Here is a 17,396-nt window from a genome sequence, read left to right as displayed (position 1 = left end):
AGTCATATGAGCGTTATCGAAAAAGTCAAGACGGGCATCCCGGGGTTCGACGAGCTTCTCTACGGGGGGATACCCAAGCGCAACATAGTCCTGCTCTCCGGGGGACCCGGGACCGGAAAAACCATTTTCAGCCAGCAGTACCTGTTCTACGGGCTTCAGAACAACGAGCCCGGAGTCCTCGTAGCGCTCGAGGAGCACCCGGTACAAATACGCAGGAACATGGCTTCGTTCGGGTGGGACGTCAGGAAGTACGAGGAGAGCGGGCAGTTCGCCATAGTGGACGCGTTCACAGGCGGCATCGGGGAAGCGGCTAAGAGGGAGAGGTACGTCGTCACGTCTGTAGACGACGTCGGGGAGCTCGTAGATGTGGTGAAGGCGGCGATCAGGGACGTGAAGGCCGAGCGGGCGGTCATAGACTCGGTCTCAACGCTCTACATGACGAAACCCGCGATGGCGCGCTCCATACTTATGCAGCTAAAACGTGTCCTCTCGGGCCTCGGCGCGACCTCTATTTTCGTCTCCCAGGTTAGTGTGACGGAGCGGGGGTTCGGTGGCCCCGGAGTAGAGCACGCGGCCGACGGTATCGTGCGGCTCGACCTCGACGAAGTAAATGGAGAGCTCGTAAGATCTCTCATTGTTTGGAAGATGCGCGGAACGAAGCACGACATGAAGAGGAGGCCCTTCGAAATAACTGACAAGGGAATAGTGGTGTATCCAGACAAGGTTATAAGGATAGGCAGAGAATACTATCAGGGGTGAAGGCCATGGAGGTTCCACTGAAACCTGTGGGAAAGGAGGACACTAGGAAGCTGGAGCTTGCGTTGATCTTAGGCACCCTGATGAGGAGCGATGTGCTGGAAAAGATCAGGATCGCGGAGGACAAGATAACGTGGCTGGACTCGCTTGTCATCGCGGCGGGCGCCTTGGCTCGCGAGAGAGCAGGGTACCCCGTGACTAAGATCGCAGAGGAGCTTGGGAGGACCGAGGCGACGATAAGGAACCACCTGCAAGGCAAGACCGAGGCAGGCAAGATTGTGCGCGAGACGTACGAAGCCTTCGTCAAGAGCGGCGGAAAGGTCGAGCTAGTACTGCCGGGCGGCGAGGAGCTGGAAAGGCTGAGGAGGGAGAACGAGGAACTCAAAAAGAAGCTAGAAAGCGTCAAATCGGCTCTACAGAGTCTCCTGTCCTCCCTCTAGCAACTCTCTGTAGATAGAATCTGCCGTCCTCGCGGAGGCCGCCCACGAGAAGTGTTTTTCAACCCTGTCCACGCAGTTCTTCCTGAGAATCTCGCCCGCGTCCGGGTACTCTTCGAGCATGCGCCTCAGCGTCTTGTTCTCTATTTTGCCCGCGTACCACTCAATCCTGCCCGTGTTCGAAGCCTCCATGAAGGCGAGGAGGTCTCTCAGCGCCTCTGCGAGCTCGTAGGGGTCGTCGGGTCTTACGAGGATCCCTGTACCCCTCTCTGCGTACACGTTTACGTCCAGCACTATCTCCTTCAACCCCCCGGTCCTCGAAGCCACGAGGGGGTTCCCGGTTGACATGGCTTCCAGAGCCATTATCCCGAAGGGCTCCCACCTCGAAGGAGCGAAGAACACATCGGAGGCGAGGTGCGCCAGCTTGTATATCGAGGGCGCTACGCCGAAGACTGCGCGCACGTTCTCGGGGTACTCGCGCTGGAGGTCTGCAAGCTGGTACACGTAGTCCTCCCCGCCCCAGACGGGTAGCACGAGGAAGACGAACTTAGCCTCCCCGAGCTCCCTCAGCACTCTCGGCACAGCCTCTACCATCAAGTCAAAGCCTTTCTGCCTGGCAAGCCTCCCGGTCGTTATGGCTAGGGGGCCGTCAAACATGAAGGGTTCAACCTTGCCTTGACCGCGCATGGGTGGATCCGCCAGGTCGTAGACGAGCTTCTTTATCCTCTCGTCCGGTACCTCGGGCTCGCCTTCCTCGAGCTCTCCAAGTGCCCTCAGCAGGAAGTACTTCCTTATCTCGGTCCTCCTGAAGCCCTCGCTACGCCCAGCGAAGGAGCGTAGCCTTTGCCCGTGCTTGCCGAGTACCTCCTCCAAGGCCCCCCTCAGGCTCCATGTGGTGGCGTTGTAGATTACCCTAGACTTGCCGCGGAACTCGCCTCCCACGAACGGGAGCACGTCGTCCAGAAGGTAGGACTCGCTCACCGTTACTAGCCGGTCGGCCTCGAGGGCTCCTATCTTCTCGGCGATACCCCCTGAAACTCTCAGCACGTCGCCTAGGGTTAGGTCCATGGATCTACCGTTAACCCTCACCTCGTGCCTCCAGCCGAGGGGTACCCCTAGTTGCTCGAAAATCGAGGGGTCTACGTGCTTCTTCACGAGCAGGTGGACATGGAACAGCGTCCGAGCCTTCCTCTGCTGGAAGTCGTGCTTCACCTTCACGAGCGCATACACGCTGTGCCAGTCGTGGAAGTGTATGACGTCCGGGAACACTACGCCGTACTTCTCAGCGTTCAGCAGTAGGAGGGATAGCCCGTACGAGAAGAGCTTCACCTTTTGGTCCATTACCTCGCCGGCGTACACCCTCTCGTCGCTCAGCGCGGATCCCGAGAAGAGCAGGTACGTGACGCCGCCCCAGGAAGCCCTGCCAACGAAGACTTCTCCTAGAGGCGTCGCGAAGCGGGCCACTGGCTCCTCCCCCCTCCTGCCCGGAGGCGCGTGCGACGGCAAGGCGAGGTAGGCTCTCCACCCTAGGGCGACCAGCTCCTTCGCCAGGTTGCTCGGAACCTCCGCGAGGCCGCCGACCTTCACGAAGGGCGTTGCTTCGAACGCTACCATTAAGACCGTTCTATCCGGGTTCACCAAGACAGGGACACCTCCGTTTCGAAGGTTTCCCCTGGGTTTAGCGCTACCGCGTAGTTAAAGGAAACGGCTAGCCCCTGGTACTCGCTCCGCAACCCCTTCTCCGTCCTGTACCAGCTGAGGATGGGGGATACCCATACCTCTGCGTGCCTCGAGCTCTCAACGGTGACCGTCGGGAAGGCCGGCGACTCTACCCTCACCGTCCTGGCCCAGGGAGAGGAGAAGCCCTCCCTCACGCTCAACCTCTGCGAGCCGTCCACGGTGTACGTAGGGTCGGAGTCCTCCTCGTAGCTCAGCCTGGGGAACAGGCTGACCTCCACCGAGAGCTTGGGGTCTATGAACCTTCTCTCCATGTTGCGCCACCTGTAGCGCACCCTGACAGTCCTCTGGGAGCCCAGCACCTCGTAGGTCTTCACGAGGTGTATCCGCGCCGGCCTCCTCCTGTCGCTCCAGTCCCTACCCGTAAAGGAGAGCACTAGCTTGTTGCCCTCTACAGCCTCTACGATGTAGTTGCCCAGGGCGAAGTCGCTCACGTCTACGAACGGCGTGTTGTTAATCCAGTCGGCGCTCGAGGCGTCCTTGCGCCAGATGTGCTCCCTGAAGGCGACGCGCCTGTACCAGTCGGGGACAACCGATTTCTGATCCTCTAGGTACGGCTCCCTGTACCTCGACATCGTGGCGAGAAGGTTGTGCTCCTTCCCCGGCATCTTTACGTCTAGCTCGAAGAGAGAGCCTCCGTCGCTCGGCTTTACGTAGGCGTTGACCTCTTTCTCCTCGATGAGCACCTCGTCCACGCCATCGAAGTCGAAGTCCAGGCTTCTAACGACGGAGGAGTTCCCCAGGTAGTAGCCGGACTCCTCCTCGGCTAAGCGCTCCGCCCTTACCAAGTGTTCGAACACCGCCTGCCTGAGGAACGGTATGTAGACTCCTCCGAACAGCCCGTGCCAGTAAGCGTCGTTGCACTGCGCCTTGAGGTACTCCTCCCACGCCTCCCTCGACGCCTTGAGAAGGGATAGCTTTCCCCTCACGTACAGCATCTTCTTGTGCATGTTGTTAGTCTCCCTGTACTTCCTCAGGAAGTTGGGGAAGTAGCCTCCACTCCACTCCATCATCTTGTCGTAGCTCCCCGGGGCGAGGTACGCGAGCCCCTGGTACCCGTGCCTCAGGATGTACTCGGACGGCGTTAGGAGCGCCACGGACGAGTCCCCCTTAAGCATGCCGAAGAACGTGCGTAGCCACTGCTCGGCGGCCCTCGCGTCCCACCACTCTCCGAACTTCTCGGCGTCGGAGCCCCACAGCACGTAGAGTCGCCCGTCCTCCGTGGCGAAGGATCTTATGTAGCCTAGAACCTCTCCGGGTGCTTTCCACGGCAGTATGTACCTCACGGGCCCGTCGATAAAGAGCACTCCCACCCTCCTCCCGCTGTACTCCGTCAAGACGGCCCTGTGGACGTCGTCTTTCCAAAGACCAGACCTATACCCGACCTCGTCGTCTACTATCACATAGCTGTACCCAGCCTCGCTTATCGCGGGGGGAAGCGTGGGGTCCCAGACCCTCTCGGGGATCCAGAGACCCCGGGGAGAGACCCCCAAGGTCTCCTCTACCAGCTCGCGCCCCTTCTTGAGCTGCAAGACCCTGTCCTCCCACGGAAGCAGCGACAGCACGCTTTCAGAGTACGTACCGCCGAGAACCTCGAACTCGCTCCTCGAGACAGTCTCTCTAAGCCTAGCGAGGAAGTCGGGGTAAAGCTCACGCCAGTACATCAAGAGAGGACCACTAAAGTGGAGAGTCAAGTGGAGGTCCCGGTGCTCTTGGAGTATCCGTAGGAGTAGCTCGTACGAGTTACGCTGTATACGTTCCAATACCCTGAGGCTTTGCCCTACGGGTTGGTGGAAGTGCAGTACGAAGATGAACGAGGCTCGTTGCGACACGTAAAATAGGTTTTCTCGCTCTAAAATAAATCTCGCGCCGCGCGTTGGAGCCCCGGCCGGGATTTGAACCCGGGACCTTCGGCTTTCTCGAACCCCGCGCAGCCTCCCTTACGAGGCCGACGCTCCACCCGCTGAGCTACCGGGGCTAAAGACCATCGGAAAGTGAGGAACAAGGATACATAAACTTTTCGTCGAGCTTCTCTGACTTGCTTGTGCACGTGGAAACTCAGGGAATTTCCTGGTTTACAAACACGGGAGAAATCTGAAACCGCGAGCTCCCGCGTTTACAAAACCAGGGAAAAAGGAGTTTTACGCTAGCCCTAGCCCTCTCAGCCCCTCGATATCCTCCTCCAGCTCCCTTGCTAGCTCTTTGTCTTCCTCGACTTGCGGGGTCGCGCTTCCCACAGAGGCTAGAAACTCTTCGATTGCGTCTAACACCTCTACTAGGCGCGCCTCGTAGAGGCGCGCGCCTAAGAGTGCTCGCCAGAAGACGCAAAAGCGCGCTTATCGCCCGCACGGTAACCCTCGGGTCGCTCATCAACCACCGCTGACCCCTGATGCCGCGCCCGCGTAGGGCGCCCCCTCCACCATTTAAGGAGGGGTGAAATATGGTTGATATGATGGGGTATGAGGAAATCGAGAAGACTGTTAGGGAGGAGACGTGGAGGCGTGCGGCTCTAAGCTTGTATGCCACCAGAACAGAGGATAAGAGGAGGGGCAGGACGCACTACCGCGGCCTCTTCGACACTGTGACCGAGGTCGACTGGGACTTCACCAGGTTCCTCGTAAACGGCTACACGGTTGTGCCGGACGAGGCTTACCCCAGGTTCAGCAAGCTGTTCGACTACGACGCCCGCCAGTATCTCTTGTTGAACGACGACGAGAGGCCGAGGGAGGGAGGCGCAGTCATAGAGCTCAGAGGAAGGTTGCAAGCAATCGTCGACGCCGGCGCCGATGGTCTTAGAGCCGAGAGGCATGGAAGGCACTGGCGCGTGTACGTGCCACACGAGAACTGGCACGTCGTCGTGAGCAAGCCTACTAACGGCTGGTCCGTACACGTACCGCTGGAGGGCTACTGGACTGAGACTAGTTTCCCGGAGGTTCTCGTGAGGACATCGCCAGACGTGCTTAGAAGCCTGCAGAGGGGGTGGATCCTGACGGATGTGACACCCCCTCATGGGCGCCACAGCGATGTACGTTTCAGCACAACGCAACCGTGGCAGTTGCCAGCCACGCTCGCGGCCTTTCCTAGTGGCAATATCCGCTTGGGCGTCACGGCGGGCATTCTTGGCAGTACCAGGCTAAGCATCGAGTGGCATGTACTCGTCTACGGCTACGAGGAGGAGCTGGGCTGGGCTTCAAGGCTTGTCGGCGAAGTTAAACGTGTAGAGTATCGCAGGCTGGTCGAGGAGTGCAAGGCGCTTAACGGCGATTCCGTGGCGCTACTGACTGCGTATGAAGGAGACGGCATACTCGCGTATTTCCTGAGAATGAGAGAGCTTTACTTCAGAATTAGACATGAGATAGTTTACCTGCCAGCTGAGAGCGCCATTGTCAATGCCCGCTTAGCTGTGGAGAGGGCTAGCGAGTACACAAAGTTCGTCTCATTGGTGACGAAATGCGCCAAGATTAAACACTTCTTGTTCGTCGGCTACGGGATACCGCAGAAGAGGGGTAGGAAGAACGGGCAGAAAAACAACCCGTTCTACGCCGAGATAGCGGGGGCTAAGCTACACGTAGTCTACTACACGGCTGATAACCGTATTTACGCGAGGATCGTGGTTGATGCTGTGCCTCTAGGCTGGGTGGAGGAGGCGCGTGCTCAGGGCTGGGACGTCCGGGTGGTTCGCATGGGGAGCAAGGAATACTACCAGGTGACTCACAATTCTCTCTTTGAACACGCGCGTAGCGACGCAAAGCTACGCGCAACGCTCCTCGCCTTCACAAGGTACAAGGCCACACAGTACCCCAAGGCGCAGAGCCTTGTAAAGCTCTTAGAAGAGCTGGGGACAGAAGACTAAAGAGTAAGACCGGCAGGGAAAGGCGCCCGGCCCTCTCCTCCCTCCGCATAGCGAGTCGCGCGCGCAACATCTCTTCCATGAATCACGTGCAAGCGTGGACCCCGCGTATATATTGATCGATACCTAATTATAGCTAAGTCGTGCATATGCTAACAGGTGTAGGGGATGGCATTTTTCAGAGGAAAAAAGGAGGAAAAAGGGATGACGATTGAGGAGCTCAGCGAAGAGATAAAGGCGATGATGTCCACCATTGACCGCAGGATATCCACGTTGCCGGACACACTCCAAGAGCCTATAAGAGCGAGCATCAGGACGTCTCTCACGCAGCTCTCAGCCTCCCTGGAGGAGCTCAGAGCCTCCCTGGCAGACGTCTTAGACTTACTTCAAAGGACAGCTACCAGTAGCCAGGTAGACGAGCTACAGAAACAGATAACCGATGAGTTCACATCTTTGGAGGAAAAAGTAGAGACAATACATGCAATCGCTGAGCAGATTCAAAAAATCAGCGAGGAAATACAAAAAATTGACAGTATCCTAGACGGCTTAAAGGAAATTACTGCGCGCACAGACCTCATCGATGGTAAGGTAACGGAATACTCGACCAAGTTGCTCGAAGCCATAGATGCCGCTCGGAAAGAACTTGGCAGAGTAAACCTTGAAGAACTAAACAAAGTCGTTGAAAGTTTAAGAGGAATATCTGAGACGCACACGCTCCTCCAGGACTCGCTGGACAATATAGCGAAGCTGATCGAGTCGCTCAGCGGAAGCCTGTCTTCCGTGGACGAAACAGCTAAAGAACTGCGAGAAAACGCGGAGAAATACGCCAAAATGGTTGAGGAGTACACGCAACTCTCTGCCAAAGCCGAGGCGTTAACAAGACAAATAAAGGAGCTAGAAGAGAGAAAACAACTGCTGGAAGAGCAGGCTAAGAAACTTGAAGAAAAGGAGAAAGAGCTAATCGAGAGAGAAAAATCCATGACAACTCTTCTCGAGAATCTTAACAAGGCCGTCTCCAAGATACCCGAGGTAGGCGATTTAGTGAAGTATATAGAGTTTCTAAGGCAAAAAGAACAAGAACTAATCGCTAAGCAGATAGAGCTTGAACGCCGCGAGGCAGAGCTAAAAAGCTTTTCCAGCAAGATTGCCTCCGACGCCGAAGAGGCTAGAAAGCTGAGAATAGAGCTTCAGGAGCTCGAGCAGAAGCTTAAAAAGTGGGAGAGCGAGCTAGCGGCAAGGGAGAAAGCTCTCCTAGAGAAAGCCCAAGCGATGGAGAGAGAGATTTTAGAGAAAACTCAGGCTCTCGTTCAGCGCGAAAAGGAGGTTGCGCAGAGGGAGGCGAAGACGGAGAAGCTAGAGTACCTCTTAAAGCAGATAGAGGAGAAGGAGGGGTACCTGCGCAAACTGAGGGCTGAAATAGAGGAGAAGGAGAGAATCCTTAAAGAGGAGCTCCTGCCAGCCAAGGAAAGACTGCTGAAGGAGCAGGAGGAGCTTGCCCAGTGGGAGAAGCGCCTGCTGGAGAGGGAGAGGGAGCTCACGGGCTACCAGAGGATGCTGGCATCGAAGGAGAGCGCGCTCGTCGAGCTTAGAGAGAGGCTTGAAGCTAGGGAAGCTGAGTTGAAGTCACGCGAAAAAGCACTCGAAGAGAAGCTGAAGAGGCTGGCAGAGCTTGAGGCTCGGGTAGCGAGCCTGGAGAAGGAGAACGCGTCCTTGAAGGAAGAGCTCAGGCGCTGCGAAGAACGATTAAAAGCACTATAGATTACGCACTGTAGTAACCTTCTCTATTTACTGGGGGCCTCAGCACATTTCCGAGTTACGCTATCCTCATGAAGTAGATGAATACTACCAGCAAGGCGAACATCACGGATACGAGGACCCAGAGGATATTAAGAGCCTGTATCAGCTTGAAGGGGAGCTTGCTCCCCCACTCCGGCTCCTCATCTTTCGACATAGTATAGCCTATGAAAGAGACGAAAACCGCGAGCACAAGCATAACCAGCGATCCAACAGCGTAGACTAGCGGCGGGAAGAACCTGGGCTTCACGTTGAAGCCCTCGGTGACCATCCACACGGCGCCGTCCAGAAGTACCGGTATCATCGTCACCACTATGAGAAGCTTGCTGGGCTTAGTCTTCTCACCCATGTACCCCACTCTCCCCACCTCTTTGAAGTCAGTCACACCTTCAGCGTCTACTCTCTATTAAGCTTGTCGCAAGCTTCTCGCGAGCGTGTACGAAGGAGACGAGAAGACGAGAGACGAGCATGCGCTTCCCTGGTGGTTTTCCGCTTTCAGTTTTCTGTCCTCAATGGAGAAAGGGTGCTATCTCTCTACGAGTCTGCGAAGCCTGTTAATTACAAAGTCTCTGTCAAGCATCCCGAGGTAAGGCGCTATCCTCGGGCCCGAGGGTCTTCCGAAGAACGATAGGTAGAGGACTTGGAACAGCTTCTTTTCCTCCTCCTTGGTACGCTCGATGGAAACCATCGCCTTCTTGATCTCTTCCTCGTTCCAGACCTCGAGCCTCTGGAGAGAGTCGAGCAATGCTGCCAGGAGCTGGGAAATCCTCTCGTCCATGACCTTCTCTATCTCTGTGAGCGGGGGCTCCTCCACTACTGTTATCCGGTAGTACTCCGGCGCGTACAGCTCTAGCCAGCGCCTCGCCAATCTTATTCTCCTCTTGATCCTCTCTACGTCGTACTCCGTTAGCTCCCGGGTTAGCTGCTTAGTGGACTTCAACCGTTCCACTACTTCGCCGAGGTCCTCCCCTTTGCTCGGCAGAACCTGGGTCAGGATCATGGCGTTCAGGTAGCGGAGCTGGAATGGCGGCTCAGAGGGGGGCTTCGCCAGCAGGGCGAGTTCGTAGGACTCTGCCGCCTCCTTGTCTCCCTCTTCCAGCCCGTAGTAAACTCTTTCTGCCTTGTCGAATGTGTCGTAGTACGACGGAACCTCTTCTAGGCTCAGGACTATCCGCCTCATGGGCGGGGCTGAGAGGTAGATGTACCTCAGTACCTCCCCCTCGGCGACCTCGAGCCACTGACGGGGGGAGAAGCCTATGAAGTCGCTCGAACCCATGTCTCCCATGTCTTTTCCCTGCTTCCTGTAGCCCACCCACTCGTATGCGAGCCCCAGCGGGGGGTTGAAGCCGTAAACCTTCTCCGCCAGCTCGTTGCAACTATCCCGGGAGCCGCCCGGAGTCGCGTGATCCTTCCCGTAGGGCTCGAAGTCTACTCCGAGCGCGTACCAGACGCCTACCCACTCGACTCGCCAGTTGAGCTTCCCCTTCGCGAGGCTCTGCCACCCCTCGTGCCCGCAGTGCCTACACACGTACCTAACTCTGTAGTTCGCCGCGTCGACTTCCAGTGCTTCGGTGGTGTCGACGCGCCCACACTTCTCGCAGATAGGCTGGAACGGTATGTAGCCGGGCTGGAGCTTTTTCTCGCCCCTGTACTTGTTTATCGTCTCTACAACCTTTTCCCTGAGGTCCGTCACGGAGAGGAGGACGAACTTCTTCATCCGCTCGTCGCTCTCGTACAGCTCCTTCGTTGTCACGACGTCCACTTTCTCCGCGAAGGAGCCCAGGTGGCTTCCGAACTCGTCCCAGTAGTGCTCCACCCAGTTGGCGTGGCAGCCGTGGGGGTCTGGCACCATGTAGAGGGGGCGCCCCGTGTAGGCCCTCGCCTCCTCGGGATCCCCGAACTGGCTACGCTGGGCTTCCTTACCCTTCCACGCATCTACGGTGTAAAGCGTCAGCTTGTGAACGGCGTCGTAACCCTCCCTGCGTAGAAGCCTGACGACCGTGTCGACCACAGTGATCTCTCCCCTCAGCCTGCCGACGTGCTGCAACCCTGAGACCGATAAGCCACCGTTTGCAACTACTACCCCCTTCTCTCGAGCCCTCGAAGCCACGCTCTCCGCTACGCCTTTAACCCAGTGCATTCCGAGCCCTCACCCTTCATCGAGCCCGGCTCTTAATTACCTTTTCTCAGCGCGTTACCTTCTTATGCATGTTGCGAACACAGTCTGCGGGGTCTGGCTTGAGGAGAGAGCACTGGTCGACGTTTCTGCTGTGTTTTCTCTTGCTGGTTCCAGCGCTCCGCGCTGCGCCCATCGCAGAGCACTACTACGTGGAGGTCCTAGAGTACGTGGCTGGAGCTTGGAAGAGTAGGTACGTGCCCGTCAACGTCAATTCCCCCTCGCTGACGGTTCAAACAGTTGCAAGCGTGCTCGTCGTGCGCTCGGATCCCTCGTCCGGCCTGCAACCCGTATCCGTAAGTGTCGACGGCTCCAGGTACAGCGTTGTGAACGGGACGGGCGTTCTGTGGTTCGCGGCGTCCGTGGCGCTAGACGGGAAAATGCACGTGGTGGAGGTAAGGTTCCAGAAGGTCAGCCCGGGGCCCGTAGTTTCCGGAGTTATAGGGGTGCAGTCAAGCCTTCCGTCGTCGCCTAGCTTCAACGTGTCGGTACCGCCGCTTCCCGGCTTCGTCGCCGCCGGCGTGAGGTTGGAGCTTTTACTCCTGTCGCCCGGCGACGTGTTCAAAGTCCTCGACAAGCCATTCTTCGTGCTAAATTCCTCTTCGATAAGAGTCTTAGGGCAGGATATATTCGTCGCGGACGTAGTCGTGCCTTTCCTCAACGTGTCGCTACGACCCGGTGCTATCAGCGTGAAGGCGTGGTACCTCTACTTTATACCTCCGAGCGACGACGAGGTGGTGTACCCGCCTTACAGCTTCAGGCTATTCTTCGCAAACCACCCCTCGCTCCCGGGAGTCGAGGAAAACGCTCTAGCCGGGCGGCCACCCCACGTATTGCTACGTTTCGCGAGGGACCTCTCGGAGAAGGCTGGGCTACGGAGCTACAACGTTAGCGTGACCGTAGCTAAGCCTGAGAGCCTCTGTGGGGTCAAGGACTACTCGTACAGGGTTATTCCCCCCGAGGGAGGCGTGTTGGAAGGCTCTAGAGTAATCCTGGGCGCCAACACTACCATCACTGTGAGGTTTTTCTCCGCCGGCATCTCCCTGGGAGACGTCGTCGTCTACACGCCGCCCCCCGAGCTACTCGTACAGCCGCCTATCTACAGCCTCTCGTTGAAATTCACTGATATCGCGGGCTACCCGTTAAACAACACATACTTCGTAGTGTACAGGGCCGGCGTCCCCGTGTACTCGGGCATCGCCAGGGGAGGGGAAGCCGTGGTCTGCCCCCTAGCCGCGGGTACCTACGACGTCGTAGCATACGTAGCGTCTAGGGTCGTGGGGAGGGGGCGCGTGACGCTCCTAGGCGACTCGGCCGCAGAAATACTCACGAACACCACGACTGTGAGCTTCCAGTTCGTGCGGCAAGGAGCCGGCGAAGTGCTCACCTCTTACAAGGCTGTCCTCAAAGGAGCTGTTGAGCTCGTCGCGAACAGTTCCGCGGAGGGCCTAGCCGTGTTCCACGGAGTCCCCCCGGGTACCTACTCGCTCGAGGTGTACTGGAACAACACTAGGCTTGCGAGGTACTCAGTCGAGGTAGACTTGAAGGGCGGCAGGAGCGTTCTCTCGATACAGGCATACAGGCTTCAAGTGTTGGTGAGAAACCTCCTGGACCAACCGGTGAAGGGTGCCGTGGTTTTCCTCGAGGGAGGAGGCTTCTCGTCTACCAGGCTCACAGACGAGGCTGGAAGGGCGGACTTCGGGCTAGTACCGGCGGGGAACTACACGTTGATAGTAGAGGGGGCCCAGCCCCAAACCGTCCGGCTGATCTCCGACACGTTCAGAGTCGTACAGGTAGACGAGATCGTGAAAATAGGCGGTTTCACGGTGACCGGTAAAGTCGCGCTTTACGCATTGGTGGCAACAGTCTTCCTCGCAGCAATCGTTGCGGTTAGGCGAGCTTTGAAACGGAGGGAAAAGGGTATAGAGGAGGTAGACTTTGCGCGATGAATATATAGGCGCTCGAGTTGGGAGAGTAGGGTGAGCACTTGACCGAGGCGGATTGGAAGGTCGGCGTTGCCGGCGAGATGGGCCTTACACCCGTGCGCGAGCCGTCCCTCGACGACTTCGTCCTTCTACTCCTGTACCTTGACGGGCGGACGCCTATCTACGGCGAGGAGATAATTCACTTTATACTGGCAATCTACCCCTTCGTCTCTCTGCGTCTCTCGCCGTCCCTCTACCTGCCCTACTTCGAGGCTGTAAGCGAGGCTCTGAGAAGGCTGGAGGAGAGAGGTTTCATTTTCAGGAGCCGGCAGGCATACAGAGACGGTGAAAGGAGAGTTGTAAGGCTTACGGAGACAGGCTCCGACGAGGCGAGAAAAATCTTCAAAGCTTTCAGCGAGAGCTGGCTCCTCATGCGGGGGGTTGCCCTCAGGAGGGGCTCCGAGGTTCTCGGCGAGCTCGAAGCTTTGAAGAAGACCTACAACGGGAAAGGGCTCGTGGAGCTTGCGAGACTACTGGCATCCAAGGTTGAGGGGGACGGCGCATCCGCTCTGAACCACTTGGAGGGGGTGAGCAAGGAGTGGGTAGAGTACTTCGTTTACCTGTTAAAGCGGCTCAGCAAGGAATTGAAGCCTACCTCTAGGCAGGTCTTCTAGCCCTCACGCCGGGGAGGGGCTTGGACGTACTCGTACTGGGCGGGGGCCCTGCCGGTTTGCAGCTGGCCAGGTTCCTCAAGGGCTACGGCGACGGCGATGTATACGTCTACGAGGAGCACGAAAGGGTCGGGCTACCCCAGCACTGCACCGGGCTTGTCAGCATAGAGGGACTTAGGAAGTGGATAGGTGTCGGCGAGCGGGGGCTCGTCCTAAACAGGTTTAGGGGCGCGCGCTTCGTCTCCCCCTCCGGGAAAGTTTTCCTGGCAAGGCGGGGCTCCGAGGTTGCTGCTATAATCGAGAGGAAGCTTTTAGAGGAAAAGCTTTACGAGGAGGCAGTATCGGCCGGTGCCCGGGTACTTCTAGGCGCGCGGCAAACGCTGGGAGGCTTCGCGCTTTCCGTGAGGAAGAGGGGGGCGATAGGGGTTATCGCCGGCGGTACGGGCTTCTTGTCGGTACTGCACGGTGAGAAAAGAGAGTTCCTGCTACCGGCGCTGCAGCTCGATGTACGCGTGGAGGACGAGGTTGGGGATACAGACCATCTCTACGTGTTTCTGGGCGAGAAGTTCTCCCGAGGGCTATTCGCGTGGGCAATCCCGCTCGAGGACGGAACCTACAGGGTAGGCCTTGCTAGTAGGGGCAACGTCCTCCTAAGGCTGAAGTACTTGATGCTCGCGCTGTCGCGTGTAGGCGTGAAGGTGGTGAAAAGGCTGAGAGTGTTCGGCGGCGCCGTCTATACGGGCGGAATGGTCGACGTCTACGCCGGGGACAGGCTTTTCTTACTGGGAGACTCGGCTGGGCAGACGAAGCCCACGACTGGGGGTGGTCTCGTGTACCTTTCGATCGCGGCGCGTGCACTGTCGGATGCGATACTGAGTGATAGACCGGAGGCTTACGGAGAGGCTGTTAAGCGGGCCTTGGGCAGGGAGATGCACGTACAGTTGCTCGTTAGGAAAGCCTTGAACTCTCTTTCGGACGCAGAGCTGGACGAGCTCTTCCAGGCGCTGAAAGAAGTGGGAGGAGAAGAGATCGTGGCCAGCGAGGGCTCCATGGACGTTCAATCGGCGGTGGCGCTGAAGCTCTCCGCGAAACTTTTCCTCTCGCGCCCAACCCTCCTCGCAAGCGCAGCTCTAAAGTCGCTGGCCTTCTAGTTGCTCCTGCGCGGCTGTATAGCCTAGCTTAAGGGCTTCGAGGTTCATCTCCAGCACCTTGCCCTTGAAGCGCGACCTTAAAACGTCCGCGGCGTCCTCTAGGGTTAAGTCGATCCTACCGGTACCTATTAGGGCGCCCAGCATAACCATGTTCACAGTGATCGGGGACCCCGCCTTCAGGGCCAACTCGTCCGCCTCTAAAAGCACGACCCTCGCGCCCAGCCCCTTCAAGGCGTTCAGCACCGCGCTCCTGCTAGGGGACTTCGCGGCGGGCGGGGGTAAGAAGAAGTTGTTAGCGAGCACGACCCCCTCCTTTGAGAGCAACGGCACCCTACGCAACGTCTCTATGAGCTCTAGCCCTAGGAGCACGTCCGCTTCTCCCTGATCCACGATGGGCGATAACGGGCCCTGCCCGTACTTGAGGAAGACCACGACGGAGCCTCCCCTCTGGCTCAGGCCGTGAACCTCTCCCACCCTGACGCTGTACCCCTTCCTTATCAGTGCTTGGGCAACCACTGTTCCTATCGTGATGAGACCTTGCCCGCCAACCCCTGCTATAACGATGCTCTTACCCGCCACGCTCTCACCCCGAAGACCCGCCTACAGGGTGTATAGCCTTCGCGGGGCATATCGTTGCGCACACACCGCACCCGACACAGACCTCCGGGAGGATAACTACCCTGCCGTCCTCCTCGCGGACAATAGCCGGGCACGAGAACTTGTCCACGCATATACCGCACCTCACGCACCTCTCCTGGTCTACGTAGTAGGGCACGACCCTCTCCCCGCTCAGCCGCTTCCTCCTAAGCTCCATCAGGGCACAAGGCCTCCTGGAGACCACGACAGCCGGCCTACTCTTCTCTACCACGTACCTGATAGCCCTCTCTACCGCATCCCTGACCGCCGGCACGTCGTAGGCATCCACCACCTCTACGAACTCGACGCCCACAGCCTTGGCTATGTCCTCTATCTTCACGACGGGCCTCGGCTCCCCGGCGGGGCCGAACCCGCTACCAGGGTGGGGCTGATGCCCGGTCATGGCTGTTATCCCGTTATCCATGACGACGACCACCAGTGGTATCCTGTTGTAAACCGCGTTTATGAGCCCGGGTATGCCCGCGTGGTAGAACGTAGAGTCGCCTATGAAAGCGATGACGGGTTCCTTGCTGAACTTGGATATACCCATCCCTATCCCGAGCGCCGATCCCATGCTCCACGTGAAGTCCGCCATCTCGAAGGGCGGGTAGAAGCCTAGCGTGTAGCAACCTATGTCGTTCGCGTAGACCGGCTTCACCCTAGCCCTCGCAGCCGCGAGCTTCACCGCGTAGTACGTCGACCTGTGGCCGCAACCTGCGCATAGAACGGGGGGCCTCCTGGGCAACTCCACGCCGGGTGTGTACGTCCTCGGCGGCTCGTAGGGAACTCCGAGGAACTTCGCAATGGCTTGCGCAACAAGCGCCGTGGAGAGCTCCCCTACTCTCGGCAGGAGATCCTTGCCATGTATTTCGGGCTTCATGCCCTCCTCGAAGGCTATCACCTTCAGCTCCTTCTCGACGAACGGCTCCAGCTCCTCTACCACCAGCAACCTCTCGTAGGAGAGAGCCTTAACGGCGAACCCCCTCGGGACCGGGTACGTGGATGAAAGCTTGAAAATGGTCGGTTTCACCCCGAGCTTGGAGACAGCCTCCTTGACGTACGCGTAGGTAGCCCCTACTGCCACTACGGCGACCATGCTGTCGCCCGGCTCGACCCAGTTGTACTTAAAGCTGGAGAGGTCTTCCTCTAGCCTCTTGATCCTGTTAACGGCCTCGCGGTGCTTCACAAGATTGTAGGGCGGCAGCAACGCCCACCGCTCTGGGTCCCTGTGGAAACGGGGCTCCCTACCCGCGCCCCGCAACTCCCCCAGAGTCACTTCACCCCTGCTGTGGGACAGCCTCGTAGTTGTTCTCAGAAAGACGGCGGTGGAGTACTTCTCCGAGAGATCGTAGAGATCTCTCACCATGTCCTTAGCCTCCTGGGGCGATGAAGGCTCGAAAACGGGGATATACGAGTGAAGCCCGTAGATCCTGTTGTCCTGCTCGTTCTGGCTACTGTGTGCGTTCGGATCATCCGCCGTGACTATGACGAGCCCCCCAACGACTCCGGTGTACCCTAAGCTCATCAAGGGGTCCGAGGCCACGTTCACGCCGACGTGCTTCATCGCTGTTAACGCTCTAAGGCCCATCATGGACGCGCCGATGGCTATCTCTAGTGCTACCTTCTCGTTCGTGCTCCACTCAACGTAGACGCCGTACCTCTCGCCGACCTCTGCCAGTGTCTCCACGATCTCTGTGGACGGCGTCCCGGGGTAAGCCGTTGCAACCGAGATGCCGGCCTCCAGGGCACCCCTCGCTATAGCCTCGTTACCCAGGAGAAGCTTCACCTCTCCCGGGGACCCTTCGATTACGCTCATCATTAACTATTTTTGCCTCAAAGTACTTAAGGCTTAGTATGAAGGTGTCCCTTACCTACACGTATATCCACGCTGAGAAACTCTCAGAGCCCACCGGTGCGCAGATAAACGTTAACGTGCAACTCACCTTTCCAACCTCAATGAACATTGTAGGCGGCGAGCTGGTCGCAGAGTTCCTCGCGAATGTTACGAGCGTGCCGGCGTTCTTCACTGTGTCGCTGAAGGGTAGGATAAGCGTCTCCGCTTCGGAGGGGGAGCTTAAAGAGCTACAGGAGGGGCTGAAGAACGGGCGCCCAGACCCCCAGATAATCCAGATGCTCTCCTCGAATGTACTTTTCGAGACGATGCTCCTCCTGAGAGAGCTGGGGATACCTCCGTCGCTCCCCCTCCCGCCGCCTCCCCAACCGCAGAGGAGCGAGGATGGCAGACACTATTTCGCGTGACTAG

The 17,396-nt window shown here is 58.0% G+C and carries 14 protein-coding genes, 1 tRNA gene and 1 pseudogene; 8 read left to right on the top strand and 8 right to left on the bottom strand.

Annotated elements, in window-relative coordinates; translation table 11 throughout:
- Positions 1–6 precede the first annotated feature (6 nt).
- Positions 7–759, top strand: a complete 753-nt coding sequence (locus TPEN_RS04105; RefSeq protein ID WP_011752461.1) for a KaiC domain-containing protein — start codon at positions 7–9, stop codon at positions 757–759.
- 5 nt (positions 760–764) lie between these two features.
- Complete coding sequence (locus TPEN_RS04100; RefSeq protein ID WP_011752460.1) at positions 765–1,196, top strand: transcriptional regulator; 432 nt, start codon at positions 765–767, stop codon at positions 1,194–1,196.
- Here the strand turns inward: TPEN_RS04100 and TPEN_RS04095 are convergent.
- The 4 genes and pseudogenes from TPEN_RS04095 to TPEN_RS09815 form a co-directional block, all read right to left on the bottom strand.
- Positions 1,170–2,831: a glycogen synthase gene (locus tag TPEN_RS04095; protein WP_011752459.1), complete on the bottom strand. Its 1,662-nt coding sequence runs from the start codon at positions 2,829–2,831 to the stop codon at positions 1,170–1,172. The two genes, TPEN_RS04100 and TPEN_RS04095, sit on opposite strands and share 27 nt — an antisense overlap.
- Positions 2,828–4,762 carry an alpha-amylase/4-alpha-glucanotransferase domain-containing protein gene (locus TPEN_RS04090; RefSeq protein ID WP_052885128.1) on the bottom strand — a complete coding sequence of 645 codons (1,935 nt, stop codon included), beginning with the start codon at positions 4,760–4,762 and terminating at the stop codon, positions 2,828–2,830. The genes TPEN_RS04095 and TPEN_RS04090 overlap by 4 nt, the downstream gene beginning before the upstream one ends.
- A gap of 45 nt (positions 4,763–4,807) precedes the next feature.
- Positions 4,808–4,908: transfer RNA gene (locus tag TPEN_RS04085), tRNA-Thr, on the bottom strand.
- Between the two features lie 163 nt (positions 4,909–5,071).
- Positions 5,072–5,300, bottom strand: a pseudogene (locus TPEN_RS09815) (hypothetical protein).
- 70 nt (positions 5,301–5,370) lie between these two features.
- Here TPEN_RS09815 and TPEN_RS04080 point away from each other — a divergent pair.
- Positions 5,371–6,783, top strand: coding sequence for a hypothetical protein (locus tag TPEN_RS04080; protein ID WP_011752456.1), 1,413 nt, complete (start codon positions 5,371–5,373; stop codon positions 6,781–6,783).
- 201 nt (positions 6,784–6,984) lie between these two features.
- The gene (locus tag TPEN_RS04075) at positions 6,985–8,538 is read left to right on the top strand and encodes a hypothetical protein (protein WP_187146355.1); all 1,554 of its coding nucleotides are present in this window, start codon (positions 6,985–6,987) and stop codon (positions 8,536–8,538) included.
- Positions 8,539–8,593: 55 nt separating this feature from the next.
- On the opposite strand, the gene TPEN_RS04070 is transcribed toward TPEN_RS04075, so the two are convergent.
- Complete coding sequence (locus TPEN_RS04070; protein WP_148677929.1) at positions 8,594–8,932, bottom strand: hypothetical protein; 339 nt, start codon at positions 8,930–8,932, stop codon at positions 8,594–8,596.
- A 168-nt stretch (positions 8,933–9,100) separates the two neighbouring features.
- Positions 9,101–10,714, bottom strand: coding sequence for a lysine--tRNA ligase (gene lysS, locus TPEN_RS04065; protein WP_011752453.1), 1,614 nt, complete (start codon positions 10,712–10,714; stop codon positions 9,101–9,103).
- A gap of 98 nt (positions 10,715–10,812) precedes the next feature.
- Here lysS and TPEN_RS04060 point away from each other — a divergent pair, with 98 nt between their 5' ends.
- From TPEN_RS04060 to TPEN_RS04050, 3 genes are read left to right on the top strand one after another with little or no spacing between them, the layout of a single operon-like run.
- Positions 10,813–12,699 (top strand): carboxypeptidase-like regulatory domain-containing protein, encoded by a 1,887-nt coding sequence (locus TPEN_RS04060; RefSeq protein WP_011752452.1) that lies wholly within the window; start codon positions 10,813–10,815, stop codon positions 12,697–12,699.
- A gap of 38 nt (positions 12,700–12,737) precedes the next feature.
- Positions 12,738–13,349: a helix-turn-helix domain-containing protein gene (locus TPEN_RS04055; RefSeq protein WP_011752451.1), complete on the top strand. Its 612-nt coding sequence runs from the start codon at positions 12,738–12,740 to the stop codon at positions 13,347–13,349.
- Positions 13,350–13,369: 20 nt separating this feature from the next.
- On the top strand, positions 13,370–14,497 hold the full coding sequence (locus tag TPEN_RS04050; protein ID WP_011752450.1) for a geranylgeranyl reductase family protein: 1,128 nt from the start codon (positions 13,370–13,372) through the stop codon (positions 14,495–14,497).
- Here TPEN_RS04050 and TPEN_RS04045 read toward each other — a convergent pair.
- Positions 14,477–15,076 (bottom strand): indolepyruvate oxidoreductase subunit beta, encoded by a 600-nt coding sequence (locus TPEN_RS04045; protein ID WP_011752449.1) that lies wholly within the window; start codon positions 15,074–15,076, stop codon positions 14,477–14,479. The genes TPEN_RS04050 and TPEN_RS04045 overlap by 21 nt on opposite strands.
- Positions 15,077–15,080: 4 nt before the next feature.
- On the bottom strand, positions 15,081–16,952 hold the full coding sequence (gene iorA / locus TPEN_RS04040; protein WP_011752448.1) for an indolepyruvate ferredoxin oxidoreductase subunit alpha: 1,872 nt from the start codon (positions 16,950–16,952) through the stop codon (positions 15,081–15,083).
- A 35-nt stretch (positions 16,953–16,987) separates the two neighbouring features.
- Here iorA and TPEN_RS04035 point away from each other — a divergent pair, with 35 nt between their 5' ends.
- Entirely contained in the window at positions 16,988–17,392 is a 405-nt protein-coding gene (locus TPEN_RS04035; RefSeq protein WP_011752447.1) for a hypothetical protein, read from the top strand.
- Positions 17,393–17,396 lie beyond the last annotated feature (4 nt).

Source organism: Thermofilum pendens Hrk 5 (genome assembly GCF_000015225.1).
Taxonomy (GTDB): domain Archaea; phylum Thermoproteota; class Thermoprotei; order Thermofilales; family Thermofilaceae; genus Thermofilum; species Thermofilum pendens.
This window is presented reverse-complemented; position numbering and strand designations above follow the sequence as displayed.

Excerpts from the sequence above, each read along its gene's own strand:
- TPEN_RS04105 (WP_011752461.1), top strand. The coding sequence starts at position 7 with ATGAGCGTTATCGAAAAAGTCAAGACGGGCATCCCGGGGTTCGACGAG.
- TPEN_RS04100 (WP_011752460.1), top strand. The coding sequence starts at position 765 with ATGGAGGTTCCACTGAAACCTGTGGGAAAGGAGGACACTAGGAAGCTG.
- TPEN_RS04080 (WP_011752456.1), top strand. The coding sequence starts at position 5,371 with ATGGTTGATATGATGGGGTATGAGGAAATCGAGAAGACTGTTAGGGAG.
- TPEN_RS04075 (WP_187146355.1), top strand. The coding sequence starts at position 6,985 with ATGACGATTGAGGAGCTCAGCGAAGAGATAAAGGCGATGATGTCCACC.
- lysS (WP_011752453.1), bottom strand. The coding sequence starts at position 10,714 with ATGCACTGGGTTAAAGGCGTAGCGGAGAGCGTGGCTTCGAGGGCTCGA.
- iorA (WP_011752448.1), bottom strand. The coding sequence starts at position 16,952 with ATGATGAGCGTAATCGAAGGGTCCCCGGGAGAGGTGAAGCTTCTCCTG.
- TPEN_RS04035 (WP_011752447.1), top strand. The coding sequence starts at position 16,988 with ATGAAGGTGTCCCTTACCTACACGTATATCCACGCTGAGAAACTCTCA.